At 45.1% G+C, this 12,586-nt stretch carries 12 protein-coding genes; 5 read left to right on the top strand and 7 right to left on the bottom strand.

Going from position 1 to position 12,586, the window contains the following annotated elements:
- The first annotated feature begins 58 nt into the window (after window positions 1-58).
- Together ilvA and QMA04_RS07760 are read left to right on the top strand one after the other, a co-directional pair.
- Entirely contained in the window at window positions 59-1,348 is a 1,290-nt protein-coding gene (gene ilvA / locus QMA04_RS07765) for a threonine ammonia-lyase IlvA (RefSeq protein ID WP_290184965.1), read from the top strand.
- 121 nt (window positions 1,349-1,469) lie between these two features.
- Entirely contained in the window at window positions 1,470-2,030 is a 561-nt protein-coding gene (locus QMA04_RS07760; RefSeq protein ID WP_290184963.1) for a DNA-3-methyladenine glycosylase I, read from the top strand.
- A gap of 145 nt (window positions 2,031-2,175) precedes the next feature.
- On the opposite strand, the gene QMA04_RS07755 is transcribed toward QMA04_RS07760, so the two are convergent.
- Complete coding sequence (locus QMA04_RS07755) at window positions 2,176-2,388, bottom strand: hypothetical protein (protein WP_290184961.1); 213 nt, start codon at window positions 2,386-2,388, stop codon at window positions 2,176-2,178.
- A 368-nt stretch (window positions 2,389-2,756) separates the two neighbouring features.
- On the opposite strand from QMA04_RS07755, the gene QMA04_RS07750 reads away from it, so the two are divergent.
- A complete protein-coding gene (locus tag QMA04_RS07750) occupies window positions 2,757-4,688 on the top strand; it encodes a fructose-1,6-bisphosphatase (RefSeq protein ID WP_290185247.1) in 1,932 nt (643 codons plus the stop codon).
- A 94-nt stretch (window positions 4,689-4,782) separates the two neighbouring features.
- Here QMA04_RS07750 and QMA04_RS07745 read toward each other — a convergent pair whose 3' ends face one another.
- Genes QMA04_RS07745 through QMA04_RS07735 form a run of 3 tightly spaced genes read right to left on the bottom strand, consistent with a single transcriptional unit; the run spans window position 4,783 to window position 6,385 of the window.
- The gene (locus QMA04_RS07745; RefSeq protein ID WP_191715789.1) at window positions 4,783-5,277 is read right to left on the bottom strand and encodes a DMT family transporter; all 495 of its coding nucleotides are present in this window, start codon (window positions 5,275-5,277) and stop codon (window positions 4,783-4,785) included.
- Between the two features lie 11 nt (window positions 5,278-5,288).
- Window positions 5,289-5,966 carry a Crp/Fnr family transcriptional regulator gene (locus QMA04_RS07740; RefSeq protein ID WP_290184959.1) on the bottom strand — a complete coding sequence of 226 codons (678 nt, stop codon included), beginning with the start codon at window positions 5,964-5,966 and terminating at the stop codon, window positions 5,289-5,291.
- Window positions 5,960-6,385: a DMT family transporter gene (locus tag QMA04_RS07735; RefSeq protein ID WP_290184957.1), complete on the bottom strand. Its 426-nt coding sequence runs from the start codon at window positions 6,383-6,385 to the stop codon at window positions 5,960-5,962. The genes QMA04_RS07740 and QMA04_RS07735 overlap by 7 nt, the downstream gene beginning before the upstream one ends.
- 303 nt (window positions 6,386-6,688) lie before the next feature.
- Here QMA04_RS07735 and QMA04_RS07730 point away from each other — a divergent pair, with 303 nt between their 5' ends.
- Window positions 6,689-7,072, top strand: coding sequence for a hotdog family protein (locus tag QMA04_RS07730; protein ID WP_191715786.1), 384 nt, complete (start codon window positions 6,689-6,691; stop codon window positions 7,070-7,072).
- 170 nt (window positions 7,073-7,242) lie between these two features.
- Window positions 7,243-9,294, top strand: coding sequence for a GAF domain-containing sensor histidine kinase (locus QMA04_RS07725; protein ID WP_290184954.1), 2,052 nt, complete (start codon window positions 7,243-7,245; stop codon window positions 9,292-9,294).
- 125 nt (window positions 9,295-9,419) lie between these two features.
- On the opposite strand, the gene QMA04_RS07720 is transcribed toward QMA04_RS07725, so the two are convergent.
- Genes QMA04_RS07720 through QMA04_RS07710 form a run of 3 tightly spaced genes read right to left on the bottom strand, consistent with a single transcriptional unit; the run spans window position 9,420 to window position 11,842 of the window.
- Window positions 9,420-11,117: a cbb3-type cytochrome c oxidase subunit I gene (locus QMA04_RS07720; protein ID WP_290184952.1), complete on the bottom strand. Its 1,698-nt coding sequence runs from the start codon at window positions 11,115-11,117 to the stop codon at window positions 9,420-9,422.
- 58 nt (window positions 11,118-11,175) lie between these two features.
- Window positions 11,176-11,643: a cytochrome c oxidase subunit II gene (locus QMA04_RS07715; RefSeq protein WP_290184951.1), complete on the bottom strand. Its 468-nt coding sequence runs from the start codon at window positions 11,641-11,643 to the stop codon at window positions 11,176-11,178.
- Window positions 11,644-11,686: 43 nt separating this feature from the next.
- Window positions 11,687-11,842 (bottom strand): cytochrome c oxidase subunit 2A, encoded by a 156-nt coding sequence (locus QMA04_RS07710; RefSeq protein WP_191715782.1) that lies wholly within the window; start codon window positions 11,840-11,842, stop codon window positions 11,687-11,689.
- Between the last annotated feature and the right edge of the window lie 744 nt (window positions 11,843-12,586).

Raw genomic sequence — 12,586 nt, 5'->3', positions numbered from 1 at the left:
TTATGACGCTGTGATGTGTTAGAGTAGTGAGATAAATAAAAATAAGAAGGTGACATCTATGACTAAGAGCAACATCAAAGAGCTCGACAGAGAACTTACATTAGCCAGAGTATCCGTGGAAGAAATTATGGTAGCCAACCAAGCGCTCAAAGATGTCGTCATCAAGACACCTTTGCAGAAAAACGAACTGTTGTCTGCACGCTATGACTGCAACGTCTATTTAAAGCGTGAGGATCTGCAAGTAGTGCGGTCCTTTAAATTACGCGGCGCCTATAATTTTATCCGCAGTCTGAGCCCCGCAGACCGTGCCAAAGGAGTGGTCTGTGCCAGTGCGGGCAATCACGCACAAGGCGTTGCATACTCATGCTTTGCGCTTGGAATTGAAGGCAAAATCTTCATGCCCCTGACAACACCGCGCCAAAAAGTGTCGCAAGTGGAACGCTTTGGTGGAGATAAGGTATCGGTTGTTTTGATCGGCGATACTTTTGATGATTCATTCACTGCGGCAATGGATTATTGCACAATGGAAGAAAAAGTCTTTGTTCATCCGTTCAACGACAGCCGCATCATTGCGGGCCAAGGAACGGTCGCGGTCGAGGTGCTGAACGATATGCAAGAACCGGTGGATTATATGTTCTGTGCAATCGGTGGAGGGGGATTGGCGTCCGGAGTGGGTTCTTATTTGAAGGGAATCAGCCCTTCGACGAAATTGGTTGGCGTGGAACCTCAAGGTGCTGCCGGCATGAAAACGTCACTTGCCAATGGACAAGTGACGCGCCTGGACACCATTGATACATTTGTGGACGGTGCTGCGGTTAAACAGGTAGGCGATCTCTCTATGGCGATCTGCAAGGATGTTTTAGACGATATCGCTTTGGTTCCCGAAGGCAAGGTCTGTACGACGATTTTGCAGCTGTATAATGAAAATGCCATCGTCGCGGAGCCGGCAGGAGCTTTATCTGTCGCCGCGCTTGATTTTTATAAAGACGACATCAAAGGCAAGAATGTGGTGTGTGTAATCAGCGGAGGCAATAATGACATCGAGCGCATGCAGGAAATCAAAGAGAAATCCTTGATTTATGAAGGCTTGAAGCATTATTTCATCGTCACGTTCCCTCAGCGTGCAGGAGCGCTCCGTAAATTCATGGAACAGGTTCTGGGCGAGACGGATGACATTACGCATTTCGAATACACGAAACGGACAAACCGCGAAGAAGGGCCGGTGCTGGTCGGCATCGAACTGAAATGCCGTGAAGACTACGAGCCGCTTGTTCAACGCATGGCGGAAAACGGCTTCCCTTATAAAGACCTTAACAACGATTCGATGTTGTTCAATTTATTGATTTAACGGTTGCGCCAAGTACCCGCGAATCCGGTAAAAAGGGTGTTCAGCCAATGCTGAACCCCCTTTTATTGTTTCAGGATTAAAATGGTATAGTAGAAAGAACTTAAGAAATGGGGTGGCGCATATGGAAAACCGCTGTTTGTGGGCGCAAAGCAATGCACTTATGCAGGCTTATCATGACGAAGAATGGTGCAGGCCGAGCTTTGATGACCGTTACATTTTCGAAATGCTGACACTTGAAGGGGCACAAGCCGGCTTGTCCTGGAATATTGTGTTGAAAAAGCGGAGCGCTTATCAGGAAGCGTTCCACCATTTTAACCTTTCCTATTGTGCGGAGCTTTCAGATGAGGATTTGGTGTCTATTAAACAGGATTATGCAATCGTCAAACACATCGCCAAAATTCAGTCTGTCCGCAGCAATGCCCGGGCGGTATTGGATCTCCAAAAAGAATGGGGTAGCTTTGCTGATTTTCTATGGAGCTTTACCGATGGCAAGCCGGTCTACAACAATTGGACAAGTGATGCACAGATTCCTGCACAATCGCCTCTGTCCGTTCAACTGAGCAAAGAATTGAAAAAGCGCGGCTTCAAGTTTGTTGGTCCCGTTACAACCTATTCATTTATGCAGGCGATCGGAATGGTTCATGACCATATTGAAAACTGTGCATATCGGCTGGTTGAATAGCGGCTGGAAACTTGAATGACGAGGCATGAAGTGAGCAGCGGAAAAAGGAAATCCTTTTCTGCTGCTTTTTTTATTTCTAGAAGGAATTTCCAAAAAAGAGGCGAATAAAGGAAATAGCCATGATGTAACGAATGAGCAGAATAGTTTAACTGCAGTGGACTATATTCGGCCAACGCCCGACTTTTAGGTTGGGCAAGGAAGAGATTTCTTGTTTGCCGTTAAGAAAAGGGTTTTCGGGATTGTATGGGCTGCCAAGGATAACCGCGCCAAATTCATCTGCCAGGTTCAATGCGGTTGCTAAAATCTCTTCCCACTGTGGAAACGCCGTGGTATTGACGATTGCTGGGGAATTAATCATTTTACCATTCCTGTTTTCATGTGGTGCATTGTTTTTCAGCACCGTTTTCAATTTGTTCTTCTAATCCTACTTTTTTCCACTAGAGCTTATAAGGGTTCTGCGGTAAACTGAATCATAAGGAAGCCTAATTTTTCCTGTTATCTGGTTAGTGGAGGTCTTATTGACAAAAGTTCGCTTCCATTCTCCTTTATCAGTAAAAGAAGCTGGTTAATGTACCTTCTATCCAAATAAGACCATTATTTAAAGTGTAAGTAAACTGGTTTTCATACGGATAAGATTAGAGTTGGATACCGGTGTTTAAGGCAATAATCTATTTGGGTTTAATCGACAGAAAATTATGAGCAAGTTGTGAAGGGAGATGCACCATGTTGAATTTAAAATACTTGGATCTGTTGGCGCAAAAATACGATAGTGAAGAGAAAGTGGCGACTGAAATCATCAACCTGGAGTCCATCCTGGATCTGCCGAAAGGGACGGAGCATTTTGTAAGCGATTTACACGGGGAATTTCAGGCATTTCAGCACGTATTGCGAAATGGTTCCGGCAATGTCAAAGTGAAAATCAAAGACTTGTTTAAAGAGGAACTAAGTGAAAAAGAGCTCAATGAATTTGCAACACTGGTCTATTACCCTGAAGAAAAGCTGCAATTGATCAAAAGCAATTTTACGAGCAAAAAGGAATTGCAGGAATGGTACATAGAAGTTATTGAGCGGATGCTGAAACTTGTTTCGTATGCGTCATCCAAATACACGCGCTCAAAGCTTCGCAAAGCCTTGCCGAAGCAATTCGTCTATATCATTGAAGAGCTGTTGTACAAAACCGATGAATTCAAAAACAAAAAAGAGTATTACGCCAAAATGGTTGAGCAGATCATTGCGCTTGGCCAAGCCGATAAGCTGATTATCGGGCTTGCTTATACAACACAGCGATTGGTTGTGGATCATCTGCATGTGGTGGGCGACATTTATGACCGGGGGCCGGATCCGCATAAAATCGTGGACACGCTGATCGACTACCATTCCGTCGATATTCAATGGGGAAATCACGATGTTCTTTGGATCGGGGCTTTTGCAGGATCGAAAGTGTGTCTTGCGAACATCATCCGCATTTGTGCACGTTACAACAATCTGGACATCATTGAAGACGTCTACGGCATCAATCTGCGGCCGTTGCTGAACCTGGCCGAAAAATACTATGAGGACAATCCAGCGTTCCACCCGAAAAGAATTTCAGGGGAAACCATGACGGAGCAGGAACAGCTGCAAATCACCAAAATCCACCAGGCCATTTCCATCATCCAGTTCAAGCTGGAAAGCCCGATCATCAAGAGACGCCCCTGTTTTGCTATGGAAGATCGCCTCCTGCTTGAAAAAGTGGATTATGATAAAAATGAAGCCACTATCCACGGGAAAACCTATCCACTGGAAAACGGTTGTTTCGCTACTGTCAATCCGGAAAAGCCGGATGGATTGCTGGAAGAAGAAGAGCAGGTCATCGATAAATTGCTGTTCTCACTACAGCATTCTGAAAAACTGGCAAGACATATGAATTTCCTCATGAAAAAAGGCAGCCTTTATTTGAAGTACAATGGCAATCTGCTGATTCATGGCTGTATTCCGCTGGATGAAGAAGGCAATATGGAGAAAATGGAAATAGATGGGAAAAGTTATGCCGGCCGTGATCTGTTGGATCTGTTTGAAGATTATCTTCGCCATTCATTTGCCCATCCTGAAGAAACCGACGATTTCGCGACCGATATGGTCTGGTATTTATGGACTGGCGAATATTCCTCGCTTTTCGGCAAACGGGAAATGACGACGTTCGAGCGTTATTTCATCAAAGACAAAGACACGCATAAGGAACGGAAAAATCCGTATTATTATTTGCGTGAAGATGAGGACATGTGCCGTAAAATGCTGGAGGAGTTTGATTTGAATCCGGACCACGGGCGCATCATCAATGGCCATACGCCAGTCAAGGAACGCGACGGCGAAAATCCAATCAAAGCGAACGGCAAGATGCTGGTCATCGACGGCGGATTTTCTAAAGCCTATCAATCGACCACCGGAATCGCAGGCTATACGCTGTTGTACAATTCATATGGCATGCAGCTGGTCGCGCATCAGCTCTTCAATTCGAAAGAAGAAGTCCTGCAAAAAGGGACCGATGTCTTGTCGGCGAAACGCCTCGTCGATGAAGAGCTGGAACGCAAAAAAGTACGAGAAACGAATATCGGTGAAGGCTTATTGCAGGAAATCTTCAATTTGAACAGCCTGCGCGAATACCGATATATGAAATGATCTATTATTGAATGGCATACAAAGAGGAAGAGCTGCAACAACGGCTCTTCCTTTTTGATGTGGTTTATTAATAAAACGTAGATAATTAGGCATTTCACCCTTTTACAGAACTGTCTGTGCGAACGGATTTTCGTTTCAAGGCATAGCGCTGTTCAAGGTTCGGTCCAAGCTGAAACAACAGGACACCTCCGCTAATCAGCAGGACGCCAAGCAAAGACTGCCAGGTGAAAGGCACTTTTTCCAGGCCAAACCAGCCGAGCGTGTCCCACATGAGGCCGAAGAAAATCTGCGACACCATAATCAGGGAAATGGCGCGGCTGGGTCCGAGAAGCTGGACGCCTTGCGTTACACAAGCGACAACGCCGACACCGAGAATGCCACTGAACCAGAACCAGGGCTGTGCCTGGAATTCGAACAGGCTACTGCCTTCAAAAGCGAGGCCGGCGGCGAGTGAAGCCACAAATCCGAGGAGCAGGACAAGGGCTGTAGTAGACCAGACGCTGACCTGTTTTTTGACGTTGGCGTTGAATGTATTTTGAAGGCAGACAAATGCCCCGCCAAGCAATGCCAGTAATATGCCGATAGCCATATACATATCTCCTATTCGTAAATATTTTGACCCGCCTCGGCGAGCAGGGAAGAGCGGTCAAGGACAGTGATTTTCCCGCGCTTCTTCGTGATCCATCCGGCTTTTTCGAATTGCTGCAAGACGCGGTTCAAATGGCGGTAACTGGTACCGATCAAATCGGCTATATCGATAAGCGACGCGGAGTCGAGTTGTGGCTGCTTTGGCGTCATCGACAATAAGTAGCTCGCCAAACGCACGTCTACAGGATAAAACAGATTGAAATTCATTGCCTGCGATTTCATTTTGAACTTCTGTGTGATGGTCCCCAGAAGGAATTGAAGCCAAGGAACATGGTTCTCCATTTCTTTACGTAAAACCTCATAGGGAATCCGGATGACCCGTGAATCCGTGACAACTTCCACTGTATTGATTAACGGGCATTGCTGAATGTATTCAATGTCACCAACCAGATCGAAAGGCGTTTTAAAAGCCAGAATCAGGCGCTTCCCTTCAGGAGACAGCATGGAAATCTTCAGTTTTCCTTCCACCAGCAAATACAGTGACTGTGAAATGTCGCCTTGAGACAATAAGCAATCTCCTAGTGCCAAGTTTTCCAGCTGCATTGACCGCTGGACACGTTCCGGGAACACGGATGCTATTCCGTATTGATTGAGGTAATCATGGATGGTTTGTTCTCGATTTTTCACCATTTAAGAACGACAACTCCCAGGATCATCAGCAGCAGCCCGGCAATCTGCGTTACACCGATCCGTTGTTTGACCATGTCAAACCAGCCTTTGACGTCAACCAATACGGCTGTTAGCAATTGGGCAATCAGGAAAATGCCGATGGTCAGCGTCACGCCCATTCTGTGGACAGCAGTCATGTTGGTGTAGAGCACGATGGCGGCCAGCAGCCCGCCGGAAGCGTAAAGAAGCGGCACGTTTTTCAAGTTCCAGTAAGATCGGTCACGCAGCACAATGACAATCAATATTGCCAGCACAAAGCCGGTGAACTGCGTCATCGTGGCAGCTTGCCAAGTGCCGATGCTGTCGCTGATTGTGGCGTTGGCGACGCTTTGGAAGGTCAGGAAGAACCCACCAGCTAATGCAAAAAAGATTCCTTTCAAGCGCTTCACACCCTTTCTTTGGCTATAGTTTACGATATCAAAAAAAAAGGAAAAAGGACATATGTCCTTTTGGGAGCAAGGAAAAATTAACTGTTTTGCAGAAAGTTTGATTGGAACATAATCAGCGAAAAAATATACGATGAATTTTTCAGATGAATCGATTCTTTATGTTTATAATAGAAGAACACAGCCTATTTGAAGGAAAGCAAGTATTCAACTATAAAAAAGTTGCCGAGTAAGAGCGGGTGAAAAAACAATTAAGGTCATCTTTATGAAATAGGCTGCTAAAAAGGAGGAAATGCTTTGTCACTATCTGTCGGAGATATCATTACATTCGAACGGACATTTACGAAAGAAGACATAGAATTATTCACTAAGGTTTCTGGGGACTACGGAAATCATCACCTGACGCCCGACGAAGAAGGCAGGCTGGTTGTGCAAGGTCTATTGACAGCCACGTTGCCGACAAAAGTGGGTGGAGATAACAATGTACTGGCACGCACCATGAACTTTGAATTTCTGCGTCCCGTTTTTTCTACAGATACCATTCGTTGTGACGTGAAAATCGATCGCTACGATCGATTGGAAAACAGGCGGACGGCGATAGAAGCTTCCTTCAGCTGCAAAAACCAATTTTCTAAAGAAGTGTTGATCGGTGGATTTGCAGGCATCATTCTCCCTGTCTAACGGCAGTCAGCTTAACAGAATTGCGACTAACCGCAAGTTCAGCAGAAATTATTTAGCCGCGAGAAATCATTTATGGTAAGCTACTGACATAATGTCTTGACGGAATAGAGGGAGTTGCAGCGGGAAGCTGCAACCCCGTTTCCCGATGATCAAGAGCGGAGCGAATAGCCATGTTAAAAGAACAAACAAGATATTCGAGGCTGGCTGAATTGACGAAAATCATCAATACCAAGCTGGAATTGAACGACATGCTGCAGCATGTCACTACAGCAATATCTGAAGAAATCGTCCAATGCGATTCTGTCGGAATTTATTTGCCGGGTGAAGATGGAGTATACAGAGGGGTGGCTGGTAAACCCGATTTCATCAATAACGAGATGATCACTGCACAACTGATCGATTTTGAAGCAGATGCATTTGCTAGACAAGTCATGGAAACTAAACAAACGATTTATATTCCAGATACGTCCATTGATTCGCGTCCGGATCCAAGGTCGGTGGCTGCGTTCAATATCAAATCACTGCTAGGGCTGCCGATCATTTATGAACAGCATTTATACGGGCTGATTTTTTTGTTTGATTGCGGAAAGCGGATGAATTTGACGGAAATTGAGATCCAAAGCATTGAAGCGTACGTCAATATGGCGGCTGTCGCTATTCAGAATGCCAACAACTTGAAACAGAAGGAGTACTTGATTGCGGAGAAGCAGCTGTTGCTTGATGCAAACCGGGAACTATCCATGTGTTCAACCATTCCGGAAACCTTGGATACGTGTTTTCATTATTTGGGCAAGACGGTAGATTGCAATAACGTCGCAGCTTTTCTTCGAGACCCAGAACAAGAAGGAAACCTCAGTTTCAAGAAAATGGGCAAAGATTCCGAGTGGTCTGAAGATGAATGGAAAAGAGCGCTTGAAGATATTCAAACCAACCAACAGACGGACCATGTGATTCATGAAGTCATGGTCAACCGGACAGTCAAATTTATCCCAAGTGAGGACAGGTGCAGGCTGTTGTTGATTCCGATGATTTCCAAAGGAGAGGTCTTCGGATTTATCGCCATTGCTTGCCTGATGGAGACGCTGCAAGCCGATGAAAAATCACAGGTCCATTTAGCGCATTCCATTGTTGATGCTACAGCGCTGACTTATTCGAATCTAACGTATATGGACCAGCTGGAGCTGCGTGTGGCCAGGCGGACCAATCAGTTGGCAACTGCCAACGACAAAGTAACGAGTCTTATTGGCAGCATCACGGATGGATTTTTTGCACTCAATAAGGAATGGGAGTTCATTTACATCAATGAACATCAATACCTGCCTAAAGGAAAAACTTTTAAAAATGTACTCGGGGAAAGCATTTGGACAGTTTACTCCGATACACTCAATCCGGTTCTGCATGAGGAACTCCATCGGGCAATGGTCGAGAGAGTCCCTGTCCAGTTTGAAGTGTCTTCAGCAAATGGCTGCTGTTTTGAAGTGGTTGCCTATCCCTTTGATGACGGTATTTGCTGCCTGTGCAAAAATACCACCGAGAAGAAGAAATATGAAATGGAATTGCAGCGTTTGTCGAACCTCGAGCTGATCGGCCAGATGGCAGCCGGAATCAGCCACGAAATCCGAAATCCGATGACCACCGTCCGGGGATTCCTGCAATTGCTGACAGGTGAGCAAGGATTAGAGAAATACAATACGTACTTTGATTTGATGATTGATGAACTCGATCGCGCCAACTCGATTATTTCTGAGTTTCTATCCATCGGCAATACACGTTCTTCGGATATGAAAATGCAGAATCTGAATGCCATTATCTATGACATTGCACCTCTTTTGGAAATCGATACTTTCAATCAAAATAAGGCGATTGAATTCTTTACACAGCCGATTCCTGAAATGTTGCTGAACCGGGATGAAATCCGCCAATTGCTCATTAACTTATGCCGCAATGGCTTAGAAGCCATGGAGCCGGGCAAGTTGCTGACAATCCGAACGTATATGGAAAATGAAAATACACCTGTTCTGGAAATCCGTGATCAAGGCGGAGGAATAGACAAGAACGTATTGAAAAAAATCGGCACACCTTTCTATACCACAAAAGACAATGGAACCGGACTGGGCCTTGGGGTAACCTATGCCATCGCCGCACGCCACAACGCGCAAATTGATGTTAACACGAGCGATGAAGGGACCGTGTTCTCCGTCAGATTTCGACAGGATGGTTAGGTGAGGAAATTTGTACTTTGATAACAGGAACTGCTGGATGCCAGATTGATGATAAAAGAAACAGCAAAAGAGGAAGAGCCCGTTTGGGTTCTTCCTCTTTTGGATATCGTAAATTAGTGCCTGGATCAAGGCATCAAAAATGGCGGTGAACCCGGACTGTGGCCTGAAGCGAAGTCCAGCAATGGAATCACATAGGCAATGGCGATTGAAAGTGTGGCAAGCACCACCCATATCGACCAGCGGTCCATGAATAAAGGCGAAGCGTCTTTCGGATTGTAATCCTCGCCGATCGGAAAATCAGTATCACCTTTTGGTGCGAAAAATGCCAATTGAATCCAGATATAGACCAACAGCAGAATGCCCACGAACAGGATAACACCACCCATGGCCATGAACATTTCATAAAGCGCCCAGTCAGAAGCGGCACTGTGGCCGTTATACGTCGTATTCGCAGTCCGGCGCGGGCTGCCAAGTAAGCCATTGGCATGCATGGCACCCGACATAAGCAACATGCCGCAAGCCCAAATGATGGTTTGGGCGATGCCCAGTCGGTTAAGGTTCCTCGTCAGTTTTCTTCCGGACAGATATGGAATCAACCAATAGGATATGCCGAAAAAAGTCAGCATGACCGTCGTGCCGACAGTCAAATGCAAGTGGCCGGTAACCCAGATCGAGTTATGGACCACTTGGTTGACCTGGTTGCTGGCATTGATGATGCCACCAAGCCCAGCGGGAATATAAGCAAGCATCGCGACGATCAAAGCGAAAAAGCGTGCATCGGACCAAGGCAAAATTTTCCACCATCCTAATAAACTCGTCACGCCTTTTGCCCTTCCGGAACGCTCCATGGTTGCGAGCATTGCAAAAGCTGTCATAAGGGAAGGGAAGATAATCATAAACGTTTGGATGACATGCAAGAATTTCAATTCAACCGACAGTCCTGGGTCGAGGATCTGGTGGTGGAACCCACCAGGTACATTGGCAACCACAAGAATGACGACTGCGACACGTGCCAGTGAATCACTGAACACTTTTCCGCCAATGATTTTCGGCATAGAGACATACCAGGCAGAAATAGATGTCAGCATCCAAATGTTGACGAGTGTATGGCCGAACGCCCAAAACAAAGTACGCCCCATCATTGGATCGATGGTCGGCACCCATCCGAATGCCCAAGGAATGACCATTCCGACGACGAATACAGCGATAAAGAGAGAAGCGAAAACCCACAGAACAAAAACAGCATTCGAGAAGAAGGCAAATAGTGGAGTCAGCACGCCCGGATTTCGTTTTCTCCAACTCTGGTAGGTGATGAACATCCCGATGCAATTCAACAGGATTCCAACGACCAGAAGAGCCAGTCCGATGTAAAACCATGGATGTGCCTGCATCGGTGTATAGAATGTGTAAAGAACGTTAGCGTCGCCAGCCAAGATGAAGAAGGCGGCGATGATTGTTCCAGCAGCCATTAGCGCAAATCCGGCCCATCCGAAAGCAAGTGTCTTATCGGCGAGACCGCCCAGTACACGCGAAGTTCCTGCGTACAAGTATCCGATACTGAAGAAAGAACTTAATACCAAAACCAATAGGACTCCGTGAGCCGTTAAAAGTGCATAATAGCTGATCCAGGAAGGCAGTTCCAAAAATCCGCTGCGGACAAATCCCTGCAACAAGCCTGCTGCTCCGCCGACCAGCAAAGCGATAAAAGCGATGGACAAATTAGCAATGGACAAATGGAAATCCCGCTTTGAGATGCCGGCTGCGACATCTTCATTTACGGCTGCCCCTTTATGGCGAGTGTGTATATCGGTGATATGCGTCATGGTTTCCCCTTCTTTCTGATAGAATTGATTCGGGTAAATCAGAGCGATCTGCATTTGTTTAGTTGACTGTAATGGTATTGGCCATGTATTCATGCCCAAGGCCACAGTATTCGTTGCATAAGATCAAGTATTCACCAGGCTGATCAAAGGTATGGCTGACTTTCGAGATATGGCCGGGCACCACCATGACGTTCACATTGGTGTCGGTGATCTTAAAGCCATGTGTGACATCCGGAGAGGCCAAGGTAAAATGCACCGTCGCACCAGCGGGTATTTCCAAGTCTCCAGGCTGGAATGAAAACATTTCAGCCACAATGGCGATTTCGTATTCGTTGTCGCCAATCTCCTTCAGTCCGGCATCTGCAAAGATTTCCGATTCTTTGACAGTTTGCGGATCAATCATCTCAGCATGGCTGGGCGGACCCATTTCAAGGTAAAAAGTTTGAATCGCTAAAATGGCCAAGAATACCAATAAGATAAGAGAGCCGATAATTAACCATAGTTTTTCATAACGATGGACATGCATGCGTGACAGTCTCCTTTCTAAATTCGGGAGTAAACCGTTAATTTTAATTGCGCTCCAAGAATAATAAGAATACGCTGAACCAGGAGATAAGCATAAAAACCGCGATAATCAAAACGGATACAAAAGTCCCGCTCAAGGAAGTTTCATCGTATTTCTTGCGTGTGTTGCTCTTTCTGTTTGTAGAAGAAGAATCAGTCATTTTAAGCTCCTCCTTTCCTAATATTTACATTAGAGAACCGGCTGGCAAGTTCTTTAAGGCACAACTAAGCGGAAATAATATTATTAGAATTATCTGAATTTTATCAAATATATACACTCTTTGGAAGGGGAATCTGTTTTCTTTTTGAGTTAGCACGACTAATAAGTAAAAGGAAAAGCTAAAAAAGATTTCATTGATTGTTTATCATACCGAAATCCATCCCAAATAACCTTGACCTGCGTCAAGGAAATCCCTGTCATTTTTATTTTTTAAAATTACTGGGAAATCGGCTTTTCCGGTCAATTTGGCCATAAAAAAGTAGTACAGCTAAAAGTTGATGCAGGTCAATGCTATCGATAAGAAATTTGGGTATACTACAGTAAGCAAGCAGAAAAACAAGCTTGGAGGAGATTCCTATGCTAGTAATCATGTCTCTCGTTCTCATTGTTACAGCCATTTTAATGCTCATCATTTCCGTTGAAGTCAGCGGGGCAGATGACAAGTTGTAAAGCAAATTGTTAAGCTTTGGATTATTGCGGGAATGAAAATGAAAACGAAGAGATCTCGCTTATAAAAGCGAATCTCTTTTTTTGTTTTAAAAGTAAACTTTCAACGTGAGCAAAAAAAATTAAGTATTGCAATTTATATTCTTAAAAATGGTATGATTATTCCAATTAAGCGCTCGACTGACGTCATTAAAACTGCTGAGAAATTGTCGACAAGAAAGCTCGCCTTGTAATAATA

This window comes from Planococcus sp. APC 3900 (assembly GCF_030407735.1).
Classification (GTDB): Bacteria; Bacillota; Bacilli; order Bacillales_A; family Planococcaceae; genus Planococcus; species Planococcus notacanthi.
Note: the sequence above shows the minus strand (reverse complement) of the source record. Positions and strands in the feature narration are given on the sequence as shown.

Bases quoted from the DNA above. Each gene is read 5' to 3' on its own strand.
- ilvA (WP_290184965.1), top strand. From the start codon at position 59: ATGACTAAGAGCAACATCAAAGAGCTCGACAGAGAACTTACATTAGCC.
- QMA04_RS07760 (WP_290184963.1), top strand. From the start codon at position 1,470: ATGGAAAACCGCTGTTTGTGGGCGCAAAGCAATGCACTTATGCAGGCT.
- QMA04_RS07755 (WP_290184961.1), bottom strand. From the start codon at position 2,388: ATGATTAATTCCCCAGCAATCGTCAATACCACGGCGTTTCCACAGTGG.
- QMA04_RS07745 (WP_191715789.1), bottom strand. From the start codon at position 5,277: ATGGCTATCGGCATATTACTGGCATTGCTTGGCGGGGCATTTGTCTGC.
- QMA04_RS07740 (WP_290184959.1), bottom strand. From the start codon at position 5,966: ATGGTGAAAAATCGAGAACAAACCATCCATGATTACCTCAATCAATAC.
- QMA04_RS07725 (WP_290184954.1), top strand. From the start codon at position 7,243: ATGTTAAAAGAACAAACAAGATATTCGAGGCTGGCTGAATTGACGAAA.
- QMA04_RS07720 (WP_290184952.1), bottom strand. From the start codon at position 11,117: ATGACGCATATCACCGATATACACACTCGCCATAAAGGGGCAGCCGTA.
- QMA04_RS07715 (WP_290184951.1), bottom strand. From the start codon at position 11,643: ATGCATGTCCATCGTTATGAAAAACTATGGTTAATTATCGGCTCTCTT.
- QMA04_RS07710 (WP_191715782.1), bottom strand. From the start codon at position 11,842: ATGACTGATTCTTCTTCTACAAACAGAAAGAGCAACACACGCAAGAAA.